The organism is Bradyrhizobium sp. 192 (assembly GCF_023100965.1).
In the GTDB taxonomy this organism is placed as follows: domain Bacteria; phylum Pseudomonadota; class Alphaproteobacteria; order Rhizobiales; family Xanthobacteraceae; genus Bradyrhizobium; species Bradyrhizobium symbiodeficiens.
The window spans coordinates 3,498,698-3,521,968 of sequence record NZ_CP064690.1; the positions used below are offsets into that span (position 1 = coordinate 3,498,698).

20 protein-coding genes are annotated in these 23,271 nt (G+C 63.7%); 11 read left to right on the plus strand and 9 right to left on the minus strand.

Annotated elements, in window-relative coordinates; all coding sequences use genetic code 11:
* Window positions 1-63: 63 nt before the first annotated feature.
* The 3 genes from IVB24_RS15905 to IVB24_RS15915 are packed head-to-tail and all read left to right on the plus strand — an operon-like array spanning window position 64 to window position 2,213.
* The gene (locus tag IVB24_RS15905; protein ID WP_094975828.1) at window positions 64-852 is read left to right on the plus strand and encodes an enoyl-CoA hydratase/isomerase; all 789 of its coding nucleotides are present in this window, start codon (window positions 64-66) and stop codon (window positions 850-852) included.
* Window positions 849-1,835: a phosphotransferase family protein gene (locus IVB24_RS15910; protein ID WP_166474535.1), complete on the plus strand. Its 987-nt coding sequence runs from the start codon at window positions 849-851 to the stop codon at window positions 1,833-1,835. The genes IVB24_RS15905 and IVB24_RS15910 overlap by 4 nt, the downstream gene beginning before the upstream one ends.
* A 3-nt stretch (window positions 1,836-1,838) precedes the next feature.
* Window positions 1,839-2,213, plus strand: a complete 375-nt coding sequence (locus tag IVB24_RS15915) for a DUF6285 domain-containing protein (RefSeq protein WP_247773632.1) — start codon at window positions 1,839-1,841, stop codon at window positions 2,211-2,213.
* Between the two features lie 160 nt (window positions 2,214-2,373).
* Here IVB24_RS15915 and IVB24_RS15920 read toward each other — a convergent pair whose 3' ends face one another.
* Window positions 2,374-3,153, minus strand: coding sequence for an enoyl-CoA hydratase-related protein (locus IVB24_RS15920; protein ID WP_247773634.1), 780 nt, complete (start codon window positions 3,151-3,153; stop codon window positions 2,374-2,376).
* A gap of 213 nt (window positions 3,154-3,366) precedes the next feature.
* On the opposite strand from IVB24_RS15920, the gene IVB24_RS15925 reads away from it, so the two are divergent.
* Complete coding sequence (locus tag IVB24_RS15925) at window positions 3,367-4,641, plus strand: acyl-CoA dehydrogenase family protein (protein WP_247773636.1); 1,275 nt, start codon at window positions 3,367-3,369, stop codon at window positions 4,639-4,641.
* A gap of 136 nt (window positions 4,642-4,777) precedes the next feature.
* Here IVB24_RS15925 and IVB24_RS15930 read toward each other — a convergent pair whose 3' ends face one another.
* Together IVB24_RS15930 and IVB24_RS15935 are read right to left on the minus strand one after the other, a co-directional pair.
* Window positions 4,778-6,355: a fatty acid--CoA ligase gene (locus tag IVB24_RS15930; RefSeq protein WP_247773638.1), complete on the minus strand. Its 1,578-nt coding sequence runs from the start codon at window positions 6,353-6,355 to the stop codon at window positions 4,778-4,780.
* An 80-nt stretch (window positions 6,356-6,435) separates the two neighbouring features.
* Window positions 6,436-7,308, minus strand: coding sequence for an SDR family oxidoreductase (locus tag IVB24_RS15935; protein ID WP_094975278.1), 873 nt, complete (start codon window positions 7,306-7,308; stop codon window positions 6,436-6,438).
* 106 nt (window positions 7,309-7,414) lie between these two features.
* On the opposite strand from IVB24_RS15935, the gene IVB24_RS15940 reads away from it, so the two are divergent.
* The 4 genes from IVB24_RS15940 (at window position 7,415) to IVB24_RS15955 (ending at window position 11,289) form a co-directional block, all read left to right on the plus strand.
* The gene (locus IVB24_RS15940; RefSeq protein WP_140477905.1) at window positions 7,415-8,224 is read left to right on the plus strand and encodes a crotonase/enoyl-CoA hydratase family protein; all 810 of its coding nucleotides are present in this window, start codon (window positions 7,415-7,417) and stop codon (window positions 8,222-8,224) included.
* Between the two features lie 140 nt (window positions 8,225-8,364).
* A complete protein-coding gene (locus IVB24_RS15945) occupies window positions 8,365-9,909 on the plus strand; it encodes an acyl-CoA synthetase (protein ID WP_247773640.1) in 1,545 nt (514 codons plus the stop codon).
* Between the two features lie 99 nt (window positions 9,910-10,008).
* On the plus strand, window positions 10,009-10,803 hold the full coding sequence (locus IVB24_RS15950) for an enoyl-CoA hydratase/isomerase family protein (RefSeq protein WP_247773642.1): 795 nt from the start codon (window positions 10,009-10,011) through the stop codon (window positions 10,801-10,803).
* A gap of 81 nt (window positions 10,804-10,884) precedes the next feature.
* Window positions 10,885-11,289: a YccF domain-containing protein gene (locus tag IVB24_RS15955; protein WP_094975274.1), complete on the plus strand. Its 405-nt coding sequence runs from the start codon at window positions 10,885-10,887 to the stop codon at window positions 11,287-11,289.
* Window positions 11,290-11,312: 23 nt separating this feature from the next.
* Here the strand turns inward: IVB24_RS15955 and IVB24_RS15960 are convergent, their stop codons facing one another.
* Both IVB24_RS15960 and IVB24_RS15965 read right to left on the minus strand, forming a co-directional pair.
* Window positions 11,313-11,561 carry a hypothetical protein gene (locus tag IVB24_RS15960; protein WP_247773643.1) on the minus strand — a complete coding sequence of 83 codons (249 nt, stop codon included), beginning with the start codon at window positions 11,559-11,561 and terminating at the stop codon, window positions 11,313-11,315.
* Between the two features lie 429 nt (window positions 11,562-11,990).
* Entirely contained in the window at window positions 11,991-12,986 is a 996-nt protein-coding gene (locus tag IVB24_RS15965) for an AraC family transcriptional regulator (protein ID WP_247773645.1), read from the minus strand.
* A gap of 649 nt (window positions 12,987-13,635) precedes the next feature.
* Between IVB24_RS15965 and IVB24_RS15970 the strand changes: the two genes are divergently transcribed.
* Window positions 13,636-13,806, plus strand: a complete 171-nt coding sequence (locus IVB24_RS15970; RefSeq protein WP_247773647.1) for a response regulator — start codon at window positions 13,636-13,638, stop codon at window positions 13,804-13,806.
* A 16-nt stretch (window positions 13,807-13,822) separates the two neighbouring features.
* Window positions 13,823-14,017, plus strand: coding sequence for a hypothetical protein (locus IVB24_RS15975; RefSeq protein WP_247773649.1), 195 nt, complete (start codon window positions 13,823-13,825; stop codon window positions 14,015-14,017).
* Window positions 14,018-14,290: 273 nt separating this feature from the next.
* Here the strand turns inward: IVB24_RS15975 and IVB24_RS15980 are convergent, their stop codons facing one another.
* On the minus strand, window positions 14,291-15,895 hold the full coding sequence (locus IVB24_RS15980) for an ABC transporter substrate-binding protein (RefSeq protein ID WP_247773650.1): 1,605 nt from the start codon (window positions 15,893-15,895) through the stop codon (window positions 14,291-14,293).
* A gap of 1,009 nt (window positions 15,896-16,904) precedes the next feature.
* Here IVB24_RS15980 and ppc point away from each other — a divergent pair.
* On the plus strand, window positions 16,905-19,697 hold the full coding sequence (gene ppc / locus IVB24_RS15985) for a phosphoenolpyruvate carboxylase (protein ID WP_247773651.1): 2,793 nt from the start codon (window positions 16,905-16,907) through the stop codon (window positions 19,695-19,697).
* A 131-nt stretch (window positions 19,698-19,828) separates the two neighbouring features.
* Here ppc and IVB24_RS15990 read toward each other — a convergent pair whose 3' ends face one another.
* From IVB24_RS15990 to IVB24_RS16000, 3 genes are all read right to left on the minus strand, one after another.
* Window positions 19,829-20,941, minus strand: coding sequence for an SMP-30/gluconolactonase/LRE family protein (locus IVB24_RS15990; RefSeq protein WP_247773653.1), 1,113 nt, complete (start codon window positions 20,939-20,941; stop codon window positions 19,829-19,831).
* Between the two features lie 116 nt (window positions 20,942-21,057).
* Window positions 21,058-21,972 carry an SDR family oxidoreductase gene (locus IVB24_RS15995; RefSeq protein WP_247773655.1) on the minus strand — a complete coding sequence of 305 codons (915 nt, stop codon included), beginning with the start codon at window positions 21,970-21,972 and terminating at the stop codon, window positions 21,058-21,060.
* Between the two features lie 159 nt (window positions 21,973-22,131).
* Window positions 22,132-23,271 (minus strand): thiolase, encoded by a 1,140-nt coding sequence (locus IVB24_RS16000; protein WP_247773657.1) that lies wholly within the window; start codon window positions 23,269-23,271, stop codon window positions 22,132-22,134.

Consider the following 23,271-nt stretch of genomic DNA (forward strand, 5'->3'; position numbering starts at 1 on the left):
GCGCCCCGGCAAAAGGAATTCCGGTCTGCGAAACTGACGCGGGCCGCAACGCACGAGGAAACCATGCAGTTCAAACACGTCACGCTCGATTTCGATGGCGCGGTCGCGATCCTCAAGCTCGACCATCAGGAGGTGATGAATGCGGTCTCCGTGGACATGCTGGGCGGCCTTTCCGAAGCACTCGATGCGATCGAGGAGAAGAAGGACGAGGTGCGCTGCGTCGTGCTGACCGGCGCGGGTCGCGCCTTCTGCACCGGTGCCAACCTGCAAGGCCGTAACAACCAGTCGAAGAAGACCAAGGCCGGCATGACGCTCGAGACCGGATTTCATCCCTTCCTGCGCCGCATCCGCAATCTGCACTGCCCGATCGTCACCGCCGTCAACGGCCCGGCCGCAGGCGCTGGCATGAGCTTCGCGCTGCTCGGCGACATGATCCTGTGCGCGCGGTCCTCCTATTTCCTGCAGGCTTTCCGCCGCATCGGTCTCGTTCCGGATTGCGGCTCGACCTGGCTGTTGCCGCGCCTCGTCGGCCGCGCCCGTTCGATCGAACTGTCGCTGATGGGCGAGCGGCTGCCGGCTGAGAAGGCGCTGGAATGGGGTCTCGTCAACCGCGTCTATGACGACGGCGCGCTGATGGAGGAAGCGATGAAGCTCGCGCGCGATCTCGCCAGCGGCCCGACGGTGGCGCTGTCGCTGATCCGCAAGCTCTATTGGGACAGCCCGGAGAATTCCTTCGAGGATCAGCTCAACCTGGAATTCCAGTGCCAGCTCCGCGCCGGCGACACCCAGGATTTCCGAGAGGGCGTCGGCGCGTTCCTGGAGAAGCGGCCCGCGCAGTTCAAAGGCAAATGATCGAGGCCGAACTTTCACGCAGCGTCCGGCGCTGGTGCAAGGGCGCGACCGGCGTCACCGGCGCGGCCAAGCTGTCGGGCGGCGCCAGCCAGGAAACCTGGCGCTTCGACATTACGCATCCCGATGGTGAGATCGGCGCGATCCTGCGCCGCTCGCCGAAGGGGTATGGCGCGGCGCCCACGCGCGCGGCGGGCCTTGCGGCCGAAGCGCAGCTGATGCAGCTCGCCTTCGAGGCCGGCGTGCCGTCGCCGCGCGTGATGCATGTGCTGGTGCCCGAGGACGATCTCGGCACCGGCTTCATCATGCAAAGGATCGAGGGCGAGACCATCGCGCGCAAGATCCTTCGCGATGACGAGTATGCCGCCGCGCGACCGCATCTCGCGCGGCAGATCGGCGGCATTCTCGCCGGCCTGCATCGACTGCCTAAGGACAAGCTGCCCGAGCTGCGCAGCCGGGGTGCGACGCAGGAGATTGCCGAGTTCGAGCGCGACTATCGCAGCCTGAACTGGCCCAAGCCCGTGTTCGAGCTGGCGCTGCGCTGGCTGCGCGACCACGATCCCGGCCCGTCAACCGAGACCACGCTGGTGCACGGCGATTTCCGCAACGGCAATCTCATCATCGGCGCCGACGGCGTTCGCGCTGTGCTGGACTGGGAGCTTGCCCATCTCGGCGATCCCATGGAGGATCTCGGCTGGGTCTGCGTCAATTCCTGGCGCTTCGGCGAGATCGACAGGCCCGTCGGCGGTTTTGGCACACGCGAAGACCTGTTCGCGGGTTATGAGGCCGCGGGCCGCAAGGTCGATCCCGCGCGCGTGAAGTTCTGGGAAGTGATGGGCACGCTGCGCTGGGGCATCATGTGCGGCGGCATGATGCAGCGGTTTCGCGAGGGGCCCGACCATTCCATGGAACGCGCCATGATCGGCCGCCGCGCCAGCGAAACCGAAATCGACCTGTTGCGCCTGCTGGCGCCGCGCGGGAGCTGACACATGCAGGACGAGCCGACCCCGATCGAGCTGACCAAATCAGTCGCCGATTTCTTGCGCAACGACATCGTGCCGTTGATCTCCGGCCACCAGGCCTTCAAGCTGCGCGTCGCCATCAACATCCTCGACCTCGTCACGCGGCAGCTGACGCGGGAGGAGGGGAGCGATGCTGCGGAAGTGGCGCGTCTGCGCGCGCTGCTCGGCATCGACGGCTCGGTCACCGAGCTCAACCGCGCGCTCGCCGAGCGAATAGCGAAGGGCGAAGTCGACCTCGCAACGCCCGGCCTTGCCGAGCATCTGTGGGCGACAACGATGGACAAACTCGCAGTCGATCAGCCGAATTATGCATCATACAAGAGGGAACTGGGGCGAGGCTGAAAGGTGCAGCCAAATTCTCCGCTGTCATTCCGGGGCGTCGCGGAGCGACGAGCCCGGAATCCATCGCGCGGCAGGTCGCGTTGATTAATGGATTCTCAGATGCGCAATTGCGCATCGTAGCTCGCGCCCAAGAGGGCGCGCCCCGGAATGACAGCCTGGCCTACTTCCCCACCCATTTCGGCGGCCGCTTCTCCGAGAACGCCTTCGGACCTTCGATGTAATCCTGCGACGCCACCATCGCCTGCACCGCCGGATAGTCCCGCTGCTCCGCGATCGCCTGCTCCAGCGAGACGCCAAGCCCCTTCTGGATCGCCTGCTTCGAGGCCCGGATCGACATCGGCGAGTTCTTGGTGATCATCTCCGCCCATCGCAGCGCGCCCGCGAGCGCCTCGCCCTGCGGCACCACCTCGTTGACGAAGCCGAGATCGAGACCTTCCTTGGCGCTGACGTGGCGCGCCGTGAGGATCATGCCCATGGCGCGCTTCAGGCCGATCTGCCGCGGCAGCCGGTGCAGGCCGCCGGCGAGGGCGGCAAGGCCGACGCGCGGCTCGGGCAGGGCGAAGGTCGCATTCTCCGAGGCGATGATGAGATCACAGGCAAGCGCGATCTCAAAGCCGCCGCCCATGGCGACGCCGTTCACAGCGGCGATGATCGGCTTGTCGCAGTCGAACCGCGAGGTGAGGCCGGCAAAGCCGCCCTTGTCCCAGCCGCGCTTTCCGCCCGCCGCCTGCCACTTCAGATCGTTGCCGGCGCAGAACGCCTTGTCGCCGGCACCGGTGACGATTGCAACCCATTGCTCGGCATCCGCCGAGAAATCGTCGAACACTTTCTGCAGCTCGAAATGCGCATCGGTGTGCAGCGCGTTGTAGACCTCGGGCCGCGACAGCGTCACGATCGTGATCGGCCCCTTGCGTTCCACCTTGGAAAATTTCAGCTCCATCGCACGCTCCCGCATTTTCTCGTGAAGGAATATTGACGTCATACTACCGCGCGCCAATGCCTGCGCACTATCGAATTGCGCCGACGGGCCTTGCGTGTGCCACACGTCTCGCTTCGCTTGACTTGCGCGCGCTCTTCTCAGCTTAATCGCACGAAGCGGAAACGCGCCTAGCGCCTTAACGCAAAACGACAAAATCAATCCGGGAGAGAACCTGTGGATTTCTCACTGCCTGCCGATCTCGTCGCCTATCTCGGAGAGCTCGACCGTTTCATCGAACGCGCGATCAAGCCGCTGGAACAGGTCGACGACAACATCCGCTTCTTCGATCATCGCCGCGAATGGGCGCGCACCGATTTCGAGAACGGCGGCCTGCCGCGGCATGAATGGGAGCAGCTGCTGCGCAAGGCCAAGGACCTGGCGGATGCCGCCGGTCATCTGCGCTTTCCCGTGCCGAAGCAATATGGCGGCAAGGACGGCTCCAACCTCTGGATGGCCGTGATCCGAGAGCATTTTGCCGCGAAGGGCCTCGGCCTGCACAACGACCTCCAGAACGAGCACTCCATCGTCGGCAACTTTCCCGTTGTCACCATGCTCGACCGTTACGGCCGCGACGACCAGAAGGCGATGATCGACGGCTCGATCAAGGGCAAGTACCGCATCACGTTCGGCTTGACCGAGCCCAATCACGGCTCGGATGCCACCCACATGGAGACGCGCGCGGTGCCGGCCACCCGCGACAACGTCAAGGGCTGGATCATCAACGGCGAGAAGATGTGGACGACAGGCATGCACGTCGCCACGCATTGCGCGCTGTTCGCGCGCACCAGCGGCAATGACGGCGATGCGCGCGGCATTACCTGCTTCCTGGTGCCGGCCAAGAGCCACGGCGTCAAGGTCGAGGAGTACATGTGGACCTTCAACATGCCGACCGACCATCCGCGCGTCAGTTTTACGGATGTGTTCGTCCCGGAAGATGCGCTGTTCGGCGAGGTCGGCCGCGGCCTGTCGCTGGCGCAATGTTTTGTCCATCAGAACCGCATCAGGCAGGCCGCGAGCTCGCTCGGCGCCGCCGTCTACTGCATCAACGAAAGCGTGAAATATGCGCGTGCGCGGAAGCCGTTCGGCCGGGCGCTCGCCGAGAATCAGGCGATCCAGTTCCCGCTGGTCGAGCTCGCCACGCAGGCCGAGATGCTGCGCCTTCTGATCCGCAAGACCGCCTGGGAGATGGACCAGCTCACCGAGGAACAGGTCGAGCGCACGCTCTCCGACCGCGTCTCGATGTGCAATTACTGGGCAAACCGACTCTGCTGCGAATCCGCCGACCGCGCCATGCAGGTCCATGGCGGCATGGGCTATTCACGCCACAAGCCGTTCGAGCATATCTACCGCCATCACCGCCGCTATCGCATCACGGAGGGCAGCGAAGAGATCCAGATGCGCAAGGTGGCGGGATTTTTGTTCGGGTATATGGGGCCGGGGAAGCACTGACGGCTTGCACCGTTGTCGTAGGGTGGGTTAGCGCTGCGATTGCGCGAAGCGCGATCGCAGGGCGTAACCCACCAACCTTCACCCGCGTGGATAGCAAAGCGGTGGGTTACGCCTACGGCTAACCCACCCTACGCGATCAATTCACCCGCCGGTCTTTCCCCGCCCAATACGGCTCCCGCAACTGCCGCCGCAAAATCTTGCCCGACGGATTCCGCGGCAGCGCCGGCAGAAACTCCACGCTCTTCGGAGTCTTGAAGCCGGCGATGCGCGTCCGGGTGAAGCTGATGATGTCGGTTTCCGTCGCCTGCTTGCCCGGCTTCATCACCACGACCGCCTTCACGGCCTCGCCCCATTTGTCGTCGGGCACGCCGATCACGGCGGCCTCGGCAACGTCGGGATGATCGCACAGCGCGCTCTCGACCTCGGCGGGATAGATGTTCTCGCCGCCGGAGATGATCATGTCCTTGATGCGGTCGTGGATGTAGAGATAGCCGTCCTCGTCCATGTAGCCGGCATCGCCGGTGCGCAGCCAGCCGTCACTGCGCAGCGTCGCGGCGGTCGCCTCCGGCAGGTTCCAATAGCCCGCCATGTTGGAGCCCGAGCGCGTGGCGATCTCGCCGACCTCGCGCGGCGGCAGCGGCTTGCCGTCCACATCCAGGATTGCCAGCTCAATGCCGGGCAGCGCCTTGCCCGCCGAGCGCATCCGCTCCAGCCCCTCGACGTGATCCTCCGGCGGCAGCGCGACGATCGTGCCGGTGGTCTCGGTCATGCCGTACATCTGCACGAAGCCGCATTTGAAGACCTCGATGCACTCCTTCAGCAGCGCCGCCGGTATCGGCGAAGCGCCGTACAGCATGTATTTCAATCGTGAAAAGTCCACGGTCCTGGCGCGCGGCTGCCGCACCACGAACTGCATCGCCGCCGGCACCATGAACAGTTTCGTGATGCCCGATTGCTCGAAGAAATCCAGCACCTTGGTCGGGTCGAACTCGCGCGCGATCACGCCGCGGGCGCCGTGGTAGAGCCCCATCACGCCCCAGCCGGAGCCGCCGATATGGAAGATCGGCATCGCCACCAGCGACACGTCGTCGGTCGACCACCGGTTCCACTCCGGCTTGTCCTCGGCATTGCCTGTCTGCACCAGGTTGAGGAAGTTCGCGTGGCTCAACATCGCACCCTTCGGCTTGCCGGTGGTGCCCGACGTGTAGAGCTGGATCGCGATGTCGCTTGTGTCGATCGGCACCCTGGGATCGTCGCTGCTCCGCGCATCGCGCCAGGCCGCCAAATCCTGCCATTCCGGCGCGCCGCCTTCGGTGGTGATGACGGTGCGTACGCCCGGCAGCTGATCCTTGATCTGGCGGACCTGGGTGACGAACTCCGGCCCGACGAACAGCACGGGCGCCTTGCAATCCGTAACGATGAAGGCGACCTCGGGCCCGGCGAGCCGCCAGTTCACCGGTGCCATCACCACGCCGGCCTTCATCGCGCCCATCAGCAGCTCGAAATAGAGATCGCTGTTCTTGCCGAGATAGGCGATGCGGTCGCCGTGTCTGACGCCCATCGCAATCAGGGCGTTCGCGACCTTGTTCGTCTTGACGTCGAATTCGGCAAAGCTGGTGGCACGGCCTTCGAATTCATAGGCGATGGCATCGCCGCGGCTCCCGGCGCGCTCGCGCACCATGTCGGCGAGAGTTGCCAATGGCTGTGTGGACATGTTTCTCCCGTGGGCGTTTTGTTTTTATGCTTGGGAGTGTGGCGTCATCCGCGGCCAAAGACAATACGGGGGAGGGCGCGCTATCCCCGCTTCGCGCGATCCTTCTCGTTCTGCGCCATGATGCTCTCGCGCGCGGTCTTCCAGTCGTCGTCGCTCCAGTCGCGGAGCTGGTAGAAATTGCCGCCCATGGCGAGCGCCTGGGCGCCGTCCATGGCGATGGTCTCGCCGTTGATCCAGTCGCAGCCGCCGGAGATCAGGAACACCGCGAGGTTCTGCAACTCCTCCATGGAACCGACGCGGCCCATCGGGTTCATCGCCTTGGTGCGCGCGCCGGCCTCGTCGCCCGGCTTGATGCGCTTGCTCATGCCCTCGGTCGGGATTTCGCCCGGCGCGATGGTGTTGAGGCGGATGCCATAGCGGCCCCATTCGGTCGCGAGCGACATCGTCATGGCGTGGATCGCCGACTTGCTCATCGCCGAGGGCACCACGTAAGGCGAGCCGTTGCGCACCCAGGTCACGGTGATGGAGACGACGTTGCCCGGTTGCTTGTCCGCGATCCAGCGCTTGCCGACGGCCTGCGTCACGTAGAACGTGCCGTGCATGACGATGTTGGCGACCGCGTCGAAGCCGCGCGGCGACAGCTCCTCGGTGCGCGAGATGAAATTGCCGGCGGCGTTGTTGATGAGGTCGGTGAGCCCGCCGTCGCGAAAGATGGTCTCGACCATCTCCTCGACCGCGAGCGCGTTGCGGATGTCGACGCCGTGGCTGGTGACGCGGCCGCCGTACTCGGCCATCAGCTCGGTCGCGGTCTCGTCGCACACGATCTTGCGCCGGCCGCAGATATGCACTTCGGCGCCGAGCTGGAGGAAGCGCGCCGCCATCGACTTGCCGAGACCCGTGCCGCCGCCGGTTACGAGAATGCGCCGCCCGGCCAGAAGATTTTCCTTGAACATGGCTGTTTCTCCCGTACGGATTGTCAGTTAATTGGTCGATTGACTAAAACCGGCTGGCGGCGTCCTGTAAAGTCGCAACCGGTCACGAACAGGGGAGAATTCGTCCATGGAAGATCGCGTCTCGATCTCGATCTCGGAAGGCGTGGCCGATGTGCGCCTGGTGCGCGCCGACAAGATGAACGCGCTGGATCAGGCGATGTTCGAGGCCCTTGTCGCCGCGACCGACCGGCTTTCGAAGGACAAGAGCGTGCGCGCGGTCGTGCTCTCCGGCGATGGCCGTGCCTTCTGCGCCGGGCTCGACATGGGACGTTTTGCCGCCATGAAGGAAAAGGGCGGCAATGGAATTCCGGGTGGCGAAAATCGCGATCTCACCAAGCGGACGCACGGACAGGCGAACTTCCCGCAACAGGCGGTGTGGGGCTGGCGCCAGCTTCCGGTTCCGGTGATCGCCGCGATCCAGGGCGTTGCGTTCGGCGGCGGCTTCCAGCTCGCACTCGGTGCTGACATGCGCTTCCTCACGCCCGATGCGCGGATGTCGATCATGGAGATCAAATGGGGCCTCGTGCCCGACATGGCGGGCACGCCGATCCTGGCTTCGCTGGTGCGCGACGACATCCTGCGCGATCTCACCTACACCGGACGCATCTTCTCCGCGCAGGAGGCGATGTCTTACGGCCTTGCCACGCGCATCTGCGACGATCCGCGTGCGAGCGCGCTCGAGGTCGCGCGCGAGATCGCCGGCAAGAGCCCCGATGCGATCCGTGCCGCCAAGCGGCTGCTGAACAATCTCTCGGTCGATCCGGGTCCGGCGCTGCTGGCTGAGTCCGTCGAGCAGCAGAAGCTGATCGGCAGCGCGAACCAGACCGAGGCGGTGCGCTCCAATCTGGAGAAGCGCGCAGCGAACTATGCGGATTGATTGTCTCTCCGTCATGGCCGGGCTTGTCCCGGCCATCCACGTTCTTGGTCGAGGCGACGAAGCAAGAACGTGGATCACCGGGACAAGCCCGGTGATGACGACTAGCTAAGACCGTCGCCAAACAACAAAGAAAAATAACAATGAGCGAAACGTCCAGCTTCCTCGGCATCGTCTCCGGCGATCGCCGCCGCTCCCACACCGAGGTCGCAACCCGCGCCGACCGCATCGCGTCCGGCCTCGCCAGGATCGGCGTCCGCCAGGGCGATTGCGTCTGCATATTGATGCGCAACGACATCGCCTTCCTCGAGGCCGCCTATGCCGCGATGCGGCTCGGGGCCTATGGCGTGCCGATCAACTGGCACTTCAAGCCGGAGGAGATCAACTACATCCTTGGAGACACCGGCACGTCCGTGCTGATCGGACATGCCGACATGCTGCACGCCCTGCGCGACGCGATTCCGGCAGGCGTCACCGTGCTCAGCGTGCCGACGCCGCCGGAGATCCTGTCCAATTACAGGATCGATCCCGATCATCTGACGACGCCGGACTTCGCCATCGATTTCGAATCCTGGCTCGCGCAATTCCAGCCCTATGACGGGCCGGTCGTGCCGCAGCCGATGAACATGATCTACACCTCGGGCACCACGGGCCATCCCAAGGGCGTCCGCCGCAACGCGCCGACGCCGGAGCAGCAGGCGGCCGGCGAGCGCATGCGTGCGATGATCTATGGTCTCAAGCCCGGCGCCCGCGCGATCCTGCCGGGACCGCTGTATCATTCCGCACCGAACTCGTTCGGTATTCGCGCCGGCAAGCTCGGTGGCGCGCTGGTGCTGATGCCGCGCTTCGAAGCCGAGGAGTTCCTGGAGCTGATCGAGAGCTACAAGGTCGACACCATCTTCATGGTGCCGACCATGTTCATCCGCCTGATGAAGCTGCCGGAGGCGGTGCGCAAGACGTACGACGTCTCCTCGCTGCGCCACGTCATCCACGCCGCCGCGCCGTGCCCGGCCGACGTCAAGCGCGCCATGATCGAATGGTGGGGGCCGGTGATCTACGAATTCTACGGCTCGACCGAATCCAGCGCGGTCACCTTCGCCACCTCGGAGGACGCGCTGAAGAAGCCCGGCACCGTCGGCAAAATTTCGCCCGGTGCGGAGCTGCGCTTCCTCGGCGAGGACGGCCGCGTGCTACCGGCCGGCGAGATCGGCGAGATCTATTCCCGCATGCCTGCAATGGCCGACTTCACCTACCACAACAAGCCGGAGAAACGCGCCGAGATCGACCGCGACGGTTTCATCACCTCGGGTGACGTCGGCTACATCGACGAGGACGGCTACGTCTTCATCTGCGACCGCAAGCGCGACATGGTGATCTCGGGCGGCGTCAACATCTACCCGGCCGAAATAGAGTCCGTCCTGCATGCCGTGCCGGGCGTGCACGATTGCGCGGTGTTCGGCATCCCCGATGCCGAGTTCGGCGAGGCGCTGATGGCCGTGGTGGAGCCGCAAGCCGGCGTCACGCTCGACGCCGCCGACGTTCGTGCGAGATTGAAGACGTCGCTCGCCGATTACAAAGTTCCAAAACACATCGAGATCCGCAGCGGCCTGCCGCGTGAAGATTCCGGCAAGATCTTCAAGCGCCGCCTGCGCGATCCCTATTGGGAACGGGCGGGACGGAAGATTTGACGCTACGTAGCCCGGGTGAGCGCAGCGATACCCGGGACAACGCGAACACCGCCCCGGATGTCGCTTCGCTCATCCGGGCTACAAGAGCAAGGGGCTTTCATGACCAACGCCGCCAACGAAGTCCTCTACACAATCGCCGACCACGTCGCGACCATCACGCTGAACGCGCCGGAGCGTATGAACACGATCTCCGGCCCGATGCTGAACGATCTGGCGCGGCTCTTGACCGAAGCCAACGAGGACAAGGACGTCCGCGTCGTGATCCTCACCGGCAGGGGCAGGGCGTTCTGCGCCGGCCTCGACCTGCGCAAGGAGCGCGACGGCAACGGCCTCAGCGCGGCGTCCTCGTCGACCACGATCAATCTCCGCAATACGCCGCCGACGGTGTTGCAGGCGATGGACAAGCCGACCATCTGCGCCGTCAACGGCGGCGCGGCGGGCTACGGCATGGACACCGCGCTCGGCTGCGACATCCGCATCATGGCGGAGTCCTCAAAGCTCGCCGCCGCCTTCGTCAAGCGCGGCGTGGTGCCGGAATCCGGCGGCACCTGGCTGCTGCCGCGCATGCTCGGCTGGGCCAAGGCCTCCGAGCTGATCTTCACCGGCCGCACGCTGAGCGCGCGCGAGTGCCTCGAATGGGGCCTCGCCAACGAGGTCGTGCCGGATGCCGAGCTGATGAGCCGCACGACTGCGATCGCCCGCGAAATCGCCGCCAACGCGCCGCTCGCGGTGCAGGCCTCCAAGCGCATGATGCGGATGGGCCTCAACGAGAACTTCCACGACCACGTTCATCACGTCTATCTCCAGCTCCTGCCGCTGTTCAAGACGCAGGACATGGCCGAGGGCATGAAGGCGTTCATGGAGAAGCGCGAGCCGAAATTCGAGGGGCGGTAGCCGGCTGCGGCTATCGGACCGTCTTAGCAGGGACAGATTCCGAACCTATATAGACGACATCATCCACCTCCGGATCATCCCATGTCTCCCGTTTCCATGCTCCTCAACATCCTCTGGATCCTCTTCGGCGGCGCCTGGATGGCGTTCGGCTGGGTGATCGCCGCGGTCATCATGGCCATCACCATCGTCGGCCTGCCGTGGGCGCGGGCGGCGTTCAACATCGCCGTCTACACGCTGCTGCCGTTCGGCTCGCGTGCGGTCAACCGCTACGACGTCACTGGTATCGAGGATACCGGCACCGGCCCGCTCGGGGTGATCGGCAACATCATCTGGTTCGTGCTGGCCGGCTGGTGGCTGGCGCTCGGCCACTTATTGACCGCGCTGGCGCTCGCGATCACCATCATCGGCATTCCCTTCGCCTGGGCCCATCTGAAGCTCGCGGGCATCGCGCTTTGGCCGATCGGCAAGGTGATCGTGCCGGCGTGAACCGCGTCCGGCCTTTGATCCCTCTATCGGCGCTCGATTATCAAGGCTTCCCAGAAATACCGCGACGCCTCGGCTTGCGCGTCGTACACGCCGATACCGATATCGCGGAGAAGCTCGGGCTTGTCTCTGAGATCCGCGCGCAGCTCTGCCCTGAAGCGAGATCGCCGCCACCATGTGGCGGGAAGGCTGACGATCGCGCGGATGATGACCGCTAGCCGCTCGTGAACCACGGTTCGCGTCGTTGCGGGCATGCGTAACGTTTGCGATCGCATGTCTGAAATTCTCCAAATAGTTGTCGGCCGGCGCGCAACGCGCCGCAGGCACGGAAATCCAGGTGATGCATCTCAGGGCGGGCGAAGTGGCCAGGATTGCCCGCGAAGGGCTCGCACCTCGCTTGCAAGACCTAGTCTCGTTAGGCCCCAGGCGGCTATCCGATTCCGGCGCCGACTATCCGAAACTCGCGGGAAACGCTATGCGATGGCCGCAATCGACCAACCGGAAGCTCCAGGCCCAGCCATCAATTCAAGGCGCTTCGAATGTATTTCAACCTGCTCCGATGTCATCTGCTGGAATGTAGGACAGGTCATGCGGTCGGCGGCTGACAGCGAGCGTTGCCGTTCGTGCCTCTAACGGGAGGGATGACGCAGCTTAGGCGTTGCTCGGTGATGGATCGCAGCCGCAGTCTTCACCACTGCTCGACGTCACTTGCGGCCCCGGCCGCGTTTAAGCGTTTCCGACGGACTTTCTCCAAATTGGTCTCGATACTCGAACGCGAAACGTCCCAAATGATTGAAGCCCCATTCCATTGCTATTTCGGTGACGCTCCCATTGAAGTCGGTGCGCACAAGTGCCTCGCGAACCTTGGCGAGGCGAGCGCTGCGCACGTATTGCATCGGGGAGACGCTGCGATGATTCCTGAAATGCTCGAGCAAAGTACGTCCGGGGACACCGGATGCCTCGGCAATATCCGCAAGCGTGATCGGCAGATGCAGATGCGCTTCGATGAAATCGATGGCGCGCTTGACGTCCCCCGGCGCGATCTCGGATTTCAGACGCAGCAGGGCCTCCGTGTAGTTGCTCTTTTGATTGACGAGCAGCCCGGTCACGATAAGCTGCTCATACATATTCAGCATGAGGTGACTGGACCTCTCGGGGCCGGCTTCGTCTAGGTCAGCAATGGCGAGTTGCACTTGACGTCGTAGGCTGCGTCCCTGCGCCGTTTCAAAGTCGAGTTCTGGTTGAAACTCCAGCATCCGCGTCGGTTGCTCTCCCAGCAAGGCCGCAAGCTGCGCCATGACGGCTGCCTTGGACACGCGAAACGTCAACCGTTCGCTATCGGCCACTGACCGCATGACGTATCCATCCGTCGAGGCGGTAACGGCTGAGCGGGTCGGGCTGCATTCGAAGCTGAGTTTTTTGTTGGCCAACTCAGAGCTGCCACGAAGCGGAAAATTGATCATGAACTGCTCGGGGCCGTCGCCTCTAGCCGCCGTCAAGACCGCCGAACCATAGGAGATACGACCCATTTTGGCATTGGGCAAAACGACCAGGTGCGAGACGATCTCGAGTCTGTCGGCCTCGCGCGGAGAAACCTCGAAGATGTGATCCCCGCGCTCCATGTAGGCGTGCGTTTCGTCGAGATGCCTACTCGCGAAAACCTTATAGCGGCCAAGCATTTTCCCGCTGCCTTCATGCATTCTGGGATCCTCCCCGCCAAGCGGGCGGTAGTCCGCCAACGCGAGTTCGCCCGAACTTTATAGCATAAGTGGGTTCACGGTCTCTCGTTTTCCGCGATTCCCGGATAAGGGCCGCCAAAACCGGATAGTCGCGCCCGCGGCGGGAAGCTTAGATCTTTGCAAGTTCGAGATCCTGCAAAACAGGAGCTCAGAGGAGAGGAGCCGGAGATGCATCTGGAAGGCCGGTCTTCTCATCGTCACACATTCGGAGATTCACCATGCCGACCGCAACTGGCCAGCGCCGGATCACAACGCCCGGTGACTGGGCGGAGTTCAGCCGGTGGCGTCTCGGATTATTCATCGCCCCGCCATGCCTTGTATTGATCGTACTCGCTGCTTTCTTGCCGCAGCCATCCGCAAAAGCGTCAATCCGCGTCACGGGGCCGTTGCCGGGGATCAACATTCCCTGATCGAATCTGCCGTTCGGCCAATGGCACCGGGCCGAGATTCCATTTGCATTGGACATTCATGAACCGGACCGCGAGCGATCGGTCATTTCTGCTCATCCTGATTTTAGTTCGCCTCGGTGCCTGTTTCATCTGGGTTTTTTGGGAAATCGAAGAAAGTCGCCGACGCTCGCTGAAGCGCGGCCATTATCCTGGAGATGATCATGCGAGTTCTTGCAACTACCGCCATCGTGAACGCTCTTGTCCGGGCATTTCCCGCATCATCACTACAGGCCCTCGCGCTCAAGCAGCTACTGTTGTTCTGCGGAGCCGTCTTCTTCATTTGGCTGTTGTCGACGACTTACGGGCTCGATCTCAGCGCCGGATTCTTCTAGCCGATCGGTTTCGACAATGAGCACCATCTCCTATCCGCCTGAAACTGCTCGGGTTCATGATCGTCTGGTCGAACCGGACAAGCGACGCATCTTCGCTTTCATCATGTCGGCGCTACATTTGTCGCGACAGCGTCACGCAAGTCGCGTCATGCGCCAGTATGAGCACCTGCTCGCACACGAGCTCAAACAGGATTCGGGAGAACGGGAATGACCGTTGCGAGCAGGGCAGGTCAAGCAAGGTCGTTGGCCCGCCCAAAGAACCAAATCGAAACGGGCTGGCTGTTGGCCGTAGCAGCCGCATTTCTCATCGTTCACATCGTCGCCCTGATAATCTGGGGACGCGCTTCGGCAATCGAGACCGCGAATGTCGGGCCTGAGACGATATCCTTGTTGTGCGACTAAGCAGGGGCGGGCGTACTCGCTTTTCACGGGCGCGTCGTGGGGCCCAGAGGAACCTGCATCCCCATAGACGCGCGATCATCCTTCACTGCGACTTGTCGACATTCCAGAATAGCGGGGTAACGGGGCCATCGAGCACACCGGAAAGCGATTTCCGCCACGCGCTCGGTCTCACATATTGCCCGAGCGGGATATAGATCACTTGATCGTAGACTTCCCCCTGGATCTCCTCGGCGATCTTCTTCTGCTCGCTTGGCGATGACGAGCGCGCATACGCATCGCGGAGTTGCTCGATCTTGGCGTTCTCGGGCCAGCCAAACCAGCCGCCGTTCTTGCCCCTTGCATTGACCGCACTGTTGACCACGGGGTCCATCATCTCGGAAGCGGCCGTGGTCGTGAAGAACATGTTCCAGCCGCCCTCATTGACGGGCTTCTGGCTGTTTCGACGGCTCACGACTGTTTGCCAGTCGGTCGCCTGCAGGTCTACTTTGAACCCCGCCTTGCGCAACAATTGCGCAACTACAGTCGGCTGCGGCTTCAACATCCATTCGTTGGGTGCGAGGATGACGACCGGTGTGCCGTCATACCCTGTTGCGGCCAACTGGCTTTTCGCCTTCGAAAGGCCGTCGCCCTTGACCAAACTCGCTGAACCGACATCGGATGCGAGCGGCGTGCCGCAGATGAAGATCGCACCACAGATCTTATAGTGTTTGGGATCTCCGACCAGCGCGTCCAGTACGTCCTTCTGATTGATTGCCAGAAGCGCGGCACGGCGTATCTCGACTTTGTCAAAAGGCGGCAGCAGGAAGTTCATACGTCCGTATGTCTGATAGCCGTCCTTGTTCAGAGTTCTGATCTCAATATCGTTGTTTTCTTGAAGTATCGGCAGCAGGTCAACGGGCGCACTTTCTACAAAATCGATATCGCCGGACCGCAGCGCGTAGATGGCAGTCTGCGCGTCGGGCATCGTGATCCATTCGACGCGATCAACCTTCACCACCTTGCCGCCAGCGGTCCCGCTTGGCGGCTCCTTGCGCGGCACATAGGTGGCGTTCCTCTCGTAGACGGCTTTTACCCCGTGCCGAAACTCGGCTTGCACGAACTTGAAAGGGCCTGAACCGATCTGCTCGGAAATCTGCTTGTCCGGCGGCGTTTCAGCGAGCCGTTTGGGCATCATGAATGGCACAAGCGTTGACTGCTTTCCGATCGATTGCAGCACGAGCCCGTAGGGTTCCTTGAGCTTCAGCGTGATTGTCTTCGCATCGGTCGCTTCTAGGCTCGCGGCGACATCCATCAGCCTCTGGCCCATCCCGTCGTTCTTGCTCCAACGCTTGAGCGAGGCCACGCAATCCTCTGCAGTCACGGGCGTACCGTCGTGCCAATTCAGTCCGTCGCGCAGAGTGAAGTTGTAGGTGAGCCGGTCGTCGGAGACTTTCCAGTCTGCCATCTGAGGCTGGACTTCGAAATTGGCGTCGATTGCCAGAAGGGTATCGTAGACCATGTAGCCATGGTCACGCGTGATATAGGCAGGAGTGAAGATCGGATCGATGACACGCAGATCCGAATGCATCACGGCTGTGATGGTCTTACCGGCGAACGCCTCACGAGCCAGCGGCGGCGAGCATGCAAGGGCCGACACGAGGGTACTCAGTGTCATGGCAAGACGTTTCCTGCGCGAGATCCGAAACATCCTGCATCTCCTGAATCGGGATCCGGCCGAAAAGCCATATCGATGGTGCCTCTGTCTATACGGAAGGTTTGGGGGCAATGAAACGGTCTTCACCCTTCCTGTCCCGCCCTCGGCTGTTTAAGGCAGACTAGACCAAGGGCGCGCTCCGGCGCCTTGCGCCCACAAGTCCTGGCGTTCCCGACGGGCAAAACACGGCAAATGCAGGTCAAGAGCCGAAGTCATGAAGATTCTGATTGACCGAATTCGCTTCTTCGGTTAAACCGCACAGCATCCCGGCCCGCCAAAGGGGCGTTTCGCGATCGTCACGATACGTAGGCTGGGATGCGATGGACGCGGCAGCGCCGGCGCGTGAGGTGATGGCAGGGCGGGCGACCCCTGTGAGCCATCGCGATCCGCGGCACGACACGGCGCGGTTACAGCGTTTCGTTTCGGCGTTGGGGGCGAGCACGCGCGAGCTTCCGACTGTCCGGGGCGGGACGTCCGCGGACGGCAAAAGCGTGTGATCCTGACGCCCGCAGGCTGGCGTCAAGGCTTGCGGTGGTGTGAGTTGCCCGACCGGGCGCGCGCATCAGTGAACCGCAAGGCGACGGGGGCAATAGTGCACCGCTCCCCGGGGAGAGCGCGCCATAAGCCGTAACACCATTGCGCAGGGAAGGCCGGGCGACCGGCAACACCTGTGGTCAAGCCCGCGTGCGTCTTTCGCGTGCGGACCCTGGGTGCCAGCCGGCGCCCGGCCTTCCCTGCGCCCTTTGTTCTCGACGAGGGCGAAACGGACAGCAAAGCTCGGGCGGAATGCGCCGCGAGATCGCGAAGGTATGTTTACGGCTGAACGGATGCCGGCCCCGTGCCCCGGCTCTGCGCCGAAATGCTGAGGGGCGTTGCAGCGCGTCCGGGACACGAGCACGCCGGCACTGTGCGCCGCCACCAAGTTCATCTTGCACTGCGGCAGAAAAATATCGCACACTCGCCGTGCCGGGCATCCAAGCGAGCTCGAACCAAGGAGCGAGCCATGTCCCTCCAGACCGTATCAGCCGACAGCACCGAACCGCGCACCAACCGTCCTGAGGACGTCCAGGCGTTGGAGGCCGACGCCCGGCTGCGGGACGACATTCGCCTGCTCGGACGCATCCTCGGCGACACCGTACGCGACCAGGAGGGTGCCGATGTGTTCGACCTGGTCGAGCGCATCCGCCAGACCTCGATCAGGTTCCACCGCGACGAGGACCGGCTCGCCCGCCGTGAGCTCGAGCAGATCCTCGACAGCATGTCGACCTCCGAGACGGTGCGGATCGTCCGCGCCTTCAGCTATTTCTCCCACCTTGCCAACATCGCCGAGGACCAGAACAACATCCGCCAGATGCGGGCTCGCAGCGCCGGCAAGAGCACCGGCGTGCTGGCCGAGACGCTGGCCCATGCCAAGGCCGCGGGCATCGGTCCCGATCAGCTCCGCAGCTTCTTCAAGTCCGCGCTGGTCAGCCCGGTCCTGACTGCGCACCCGACCGAAGTCCGCCGCAAGAGCACCATGGACCGCGAGATGGAGGTCGCCGGCCTGCTCGACCGCCGCGAGCGCGTGGCGCTGACCGCGGAGGAGGCTGATGCGAGCGACGAGCAGCTTCGCCGCGAGGTGCTGACGCTGTGGCAGACCAATCTCTTGCGCCGGACCAAGCTCACCGTGCTCGACGAGGTCGCCAACGGCCTGTCGTTCTACGATTACACCTTCCTGCGCGAGGTGCCGCGCCTCGTCAACGCGCTGGAGGACCGGCTGGAGGAGGGCGGCGAGCAGGCGGCCTCCGAGCTCGCCTCGTTCCTGCGCATGGGCAGCTGGATCGGCGGCGACCGCGACGGCAACCCCTTCGTCACCGCCGACGTGATGCGCGGCACGCTGCGGCTGCAGTCGAGCCGGGTGATGCAGTTCTATCTGGAAGAGCTGCATGTGCTCGGTTCGGAGCTGTCGATCGCGGCGCATCTTGCCGACATCTCCGAGGAACTGCGGACGCTTGCCGAGCGCTCGCCCGATACCTCGCCGCACCGGATCGGCGAGCCCTATCGTCTCGCGGTCTCCGGCATCTATGCCCGCCTGACAGCCACCGCCGAAAAGCTCCAGGTCGAGATCACCCGCCGGCCGGTCGGAAAGGGCGCGCCGTATGGGAGCGTCAAGGAGCTGCAGGCCGATCTCGACGTGCTGCATCGTTCCCTGATCGCCAACAACGCCCGCGTCATCGCGCGCGGCCGGCTGCGGCTGCTGCGGCGCGCGGTCGATTGCTTCGGCTTCCATCTCGCACGGCTCGACATCCGCCAGAACTCGGCGGTACACGAGCGCACCATCGCCGAGCTGATGGATGCCGCCAATCCCGGCATGTCCTATCTCGCGCTCGGCGAAGACGCGCGTATCTCGCTGCTGACCAACGAGTTGCGCAGCCCCCGCGCGCTGGTGTCCCCATTCGTCAAGTACAGCGACGAGACCATGGGCGAGCTCAACGTCTTCCATGGCGCCGCGGAAGCGCACGCGAAGTTCGGCTCGGACTCCATCCCCCAATGCATCATCTCGATGTGCAAGAGCATGTCCGACATGCTCGAAGTGGCCGTGCTGTTGAAGGAGGTCGGCCTCGTCCATCCTTCCGGGCGCAGCGCCATCAACATCGTGCCGCTGTTCGAGACCATCGAGGATTTGCAGGCATCAAGCGTCATCATGGACCGCATGCTGTCGCTGCACGATTACCGTCGCCTCGTCGACAGTTGTGGCGGCGTGCAGGAAGTCATGCTCGGCTATTCCGACAGCAACAAGGATGGCGGCTTCGTCACCTCGGGCTGGGAGCTCTACAAGGCCGAGATCGGCCTCGTCGAGGTGTTCGAGCGCCATCACGTGCGCCTGCGCCTGTTCCACGGCCGCGGCGGCTCGGTCGGCCGCGGCGGTGGTCCGAGCTACGACGCCATCATCGCCCAGCCCGGCGGCGCGGTGAACGGCCAGATCCGCATCACCGAGCAGGGCGAGATCATCTCGTCGAAATATTCCAACGCCGAAGTCGGTCGCAACAATCTGGAGATTCTCGCCGCCGCGACGCTTGAGGCGAGCCTCTTGCATCCGCGCCAGAGCGCGCCGCGCCGCGAATATCTGACGACGATGGATGAATTGTCGAACCTCGCCTTCAAGGCCTATCGCGGCCTGGTTTACGAGACCGAGGGATTCGTCGATTATTTCTGGGCCTCGACCGTCATCAACGAGATCGCGACGCTCAACATCGGCAGCCGTCCGGCGTCGCGCAAGAAAACCCGTGCCATCGAGGATCTGCGCGCCATCCCCTGGGTGTTCTCCTGGGCGCAATGCCGCCTGATGCTGCCGGGCTGGTACGGCTTCGGCAGCGCGGTCGAGCAGTGGATCGCGGAGCATCCCGACAAGGGCATGCCGTTCCTGAAGGAGCTCTATCAGGAATGGCCGTTCTTCCGCATGCTGCTCTCGAACATGGACATGGTGCTGGCCAAAAGCTCGATCGCGATCGCCTCGCGCTATGCCGAGCTCGTGCCGGACGAAGCCTTACGCGAAAAGATTTTCGGCCGCATCCGCCGCGAATGGCATTCCTGCATCGAGACGCTGCTCGACATCATGGGCCAGGACCGGCTGCTGCAGGGCAATCCGCTGCTGGAGCGCTCGGTGCGCCACCGCTTCCCCTATCTCGATCCGCTCAACCACGTGCAGGTCGAGCTGTTGAAGGAGCACCGCGCGCAGAACCCGGACGAGCAGGTGCTGCGCGGGATTCAGTTGACGATCAACGGGATCTCGGCGGGGCTGAGGAATACGGGTTAGGGGCAACGCCGCGACCACACCTCAGTCGTCATGCCCGGGCTTGTCCCGGCCATCCACGTTTTTCGTGCCGCACGTCAAGTCGTGGATGGCCGGGACAAGCCCGGCCATGATGAGGATGAGAGAGCACGCACTCAACAGAAATGCGCGCCTTGCGTTTCCACATAGACCGCATAGAGCGACTGGCTTGCGGTCATGAACAGGCGGTTGCGCTTCTTGCCGCCGAAGCAGACATTGGCGCAGGTCTCCGGCAACAGGATCTGCCCGATCCGCGCGCCATCGTTAGGCGCGAACACCTGCACGCCGTCATAACCCGGGCCGACCCAGCCGGCGCCGACCCAGATGTTGCCCTCGGTGTCGACGCGCAAGCCGTCAGGGAAGCCCGACTTGCCCTCGAGCTTCATGTCGATCAGCTTCTTCGGATTGGACAGCTTGGCACCGTCGATGTCGTAGGACCACACCACGTTCTCGGCCTGCGGATAATGCGTGATTCCGGTGTCGCAGACATAGAGCTTCTTGTAGTCGTGGCTGAAGGCGATGCCGTTCGGCTTGAACGGCTCGTCGGCGACCTTCGCCACCTGTCCGGTCTGGGTGTCCAGGCGATAGACCGCTTCCTTCTGGTGCGGCTGCAGCGAGCCGGTGTTGGCGAGCTTGCCCTCGTAGATGCTGATCGCGCCGTAGCCGGGATCGGTGAACCAGATCGCCTTGTCGTTGGGATGCACGACCATGTCGTTCGGGCCGTTGAGCGGCTTGCCGCCGGCTTGCTCGGCCAGCGTCGTCACCGAACCGTCGTGCTCGTAGCGGACGAGGCGGGTGCGCTCGGCGCTGAGCTGGCGTCCCTCGGTGTCGAACGAATTGCCGTTGGCCTCGTTCGACGGCTTGTGGAACTGCTCGGAGATATGGCCGTCGTCGTCGAGATAGCGCAGCTGCCGGTTGGCGGGGATGTCGCTCCAGACGAGATATTGTCCCTGCGCATTCCATGCCGGCCCTTCCGCCCAGAGGCAGCCGGTGTAGAGCCGCTTGATCGCGGTGTTGCCGACCTTGGCTTTGAAACGCTTGGGGTCGATGGCGATGATGTCGGGGTCGGGATAGCGCTGCGGCTCGGCATTGGCGCCGAAGTCGCGGGCGTCGGCATTGGAGGCGAGCAGGGTCGATGCGGCGAGTGTCGCTGCACCCTGCAGCAGCGCGCGGCGGTCGAGACCACCGCCTGCGGTCGTGTCGTCGGAGTTGGTCAGTATTCTTGTCATGGTTTCCTCCCAAGGTTGTGTTGGGAGGACACCATTCGCCCGCATTCAGGCGTAAACCGGGGCGATCTCCGGGCAAGACAACCGGAGATCGCAGGGCAGGGATGCCGGAAATGCGGCTAGACCGGATCCCAGGTGAAGATGTCCGCGGAGCGGTCGAGCTTGTAGAACGAGCCCTTCAGCGCCGGCATGCCGTGTTCGGCGATCGACTGCGGCGTCCAGCCTTCGCTCCGCTGCACCGATCGGATCGGACGGTTCTGGCTGAACAGGAAGATCTCGTTCATGCGCACGCCGAATATCTGGCCGGTGACGTCCTTGGCGGAGTCGGAGATCAGATAGCCGCAGAGCGGCGCGATCTTCTCAGGCCCCATCTGCTTGATCTTCTCGACCCGCGCCTTCTCCGCTTCGGTCTCGGTCGGGATGGTGCCGATCATGCGGGTCCAGGCGAATGGCGAGACGCAGTTGGAGCGGACGTTGAAGCGGCCCATGTCGAGCGCGATCGACTTGGAGAGCCCGACGATGCCGAGCTTGGCGGCGGCGTAATTGGCCTGGCCGAAATTGCCGATCAGGCCGGAGGTCGAGGTGAAGTGCACGAAGGAGCCCGACTCCTGCTCGCGGAAGATGCGCGCGGCGGCGTGGCTGACATAGAACGAGCCCATCAGATGCACCTTGATGACGGCCTCGAACGCCTCCACGCTCATCTTGTGGAAGATCATGTCGCGCAGGATGCCGGCATTGTTGACGACACCGTCGAGCCGGCCGAAATGATCGGTCGCGGTCTTCACGATCTTGCTGGCGGGGAGGGCTTCGGCGACCGACTCGAAATTGGCGACCGCAGTGCCGCCGCGCTTCTTGATCTCCTCGACCACCTCCTCGGCGGGCGCCGCGTTCGAGCCGGCGCCGTCCGAGGCTCCGCCGGGATCGTTGACGACGACCTTGGCGCCCTCCGCCGCACAGAGCAGCGCGATCTCGCGCCCGATGCCGCGGCCTGCGCCCGTGACGATGATGACCTTGTCTTGCAGTGATTTGCTCATGTGGGATTCTCCGCTAGCCGTTCCAAATTCCGCCGTCATTCCGGGATGCGCCGAAAGGCACAGGCCCGGAATCCATACTCCCGATCGTGGTTATGGATTCTCAGATGCGCAATTGCGCATCATAGCTCGTCGCTTCGCGCCGCCCCGGAATGACAGCCACTACCTCTCGTTCGTAAACACGATCGTGCCACTCGCGGCGAACATGCCGCCGACGCCGTGGCACACCGAAATTGTCGCGTTCGGCACCTGCGCCGGCGCGATGCCGCGCATCTGCCGCACGCTCTCCTGCAGCGCGTACATGCCGTACATGCCCGAATGCATGTAGCTCAAGCCGCCGCCATTGGTGTTGAGCGGAAGCTTTCCGCCGGGCCGCGTGTTGCCGTCCGCGATGAACTTTCCGGTCTCCTCATGCGGCATGAAGCCGAGGTCGCCGAGGCCGAACAGCGGCAGATGCGCAAAGGCGTCGTAGATCATGAGATGATCGACGTCCTTGTGAGCGATGCCGGCTTCCTTGAAAGCGAGCGGTCCCGCGGTCTTGAACGCGCGCGAGGAGTTGAACGTCTCCATCTGGCTGACCATCGGCGTTTCCACGCTCTCGCCGGTGCCCATGATGTAGACGGGCTTGCGCGGAAAGTCCTTGGCGCGGTCGGCCGAGGTCAGGATCAGCGCGCCGCCGCCGTCGGTGACGAGGCAGCATTGCAGCAGGCGGAACGGATAGGCGATCATGCGCGAGTTGAGCACGTCGGCGACGGTGATCGGGTCCTTCATCATCGCCCGCGGATTCTTCGCCGCCCATTCCCGCTGTACCACGGCCACCGAGGCCAGCTGCTCGTGGGTGATGCCGTAGGTCTTCATGAAGCGCAGCACGGGGATCGGGAACATGCTGGGCGGACCGTAAACGCCGTAGGGCGCCTCGAACTGGCCGTTGAGGCTGTCCGCCGGCGTCGAGCGCGGCTGCTTGCCGATCATCGACTTGCCGCTCTCGGCATGGGTGATCAGCACAGTCTTGCACAGGCCGGCCTCGATCGCCGCCGCGGCGTGGCGAACATGCAGCATGAAGGAGCAGCCGCCGACCGAGGTGCCGTCCACCCAGGTAGGCCTGATGCCGAGATAGTGGCAGACCTGCTGCGGCGTTTCGACCGCGGTGGCGAAGCCGTCGATATCGGACAGCTTGAGCCCGGCATCAGCAATGGCGTTGAGCGCCGCATCCGCGTGAAGCTGGAGCTGCGAGGCATTGGGGATGACACCGAGCTCGGTGGTCTCGGCCGCGCCGACGACGGCAACCTGATTGCTGCGCAT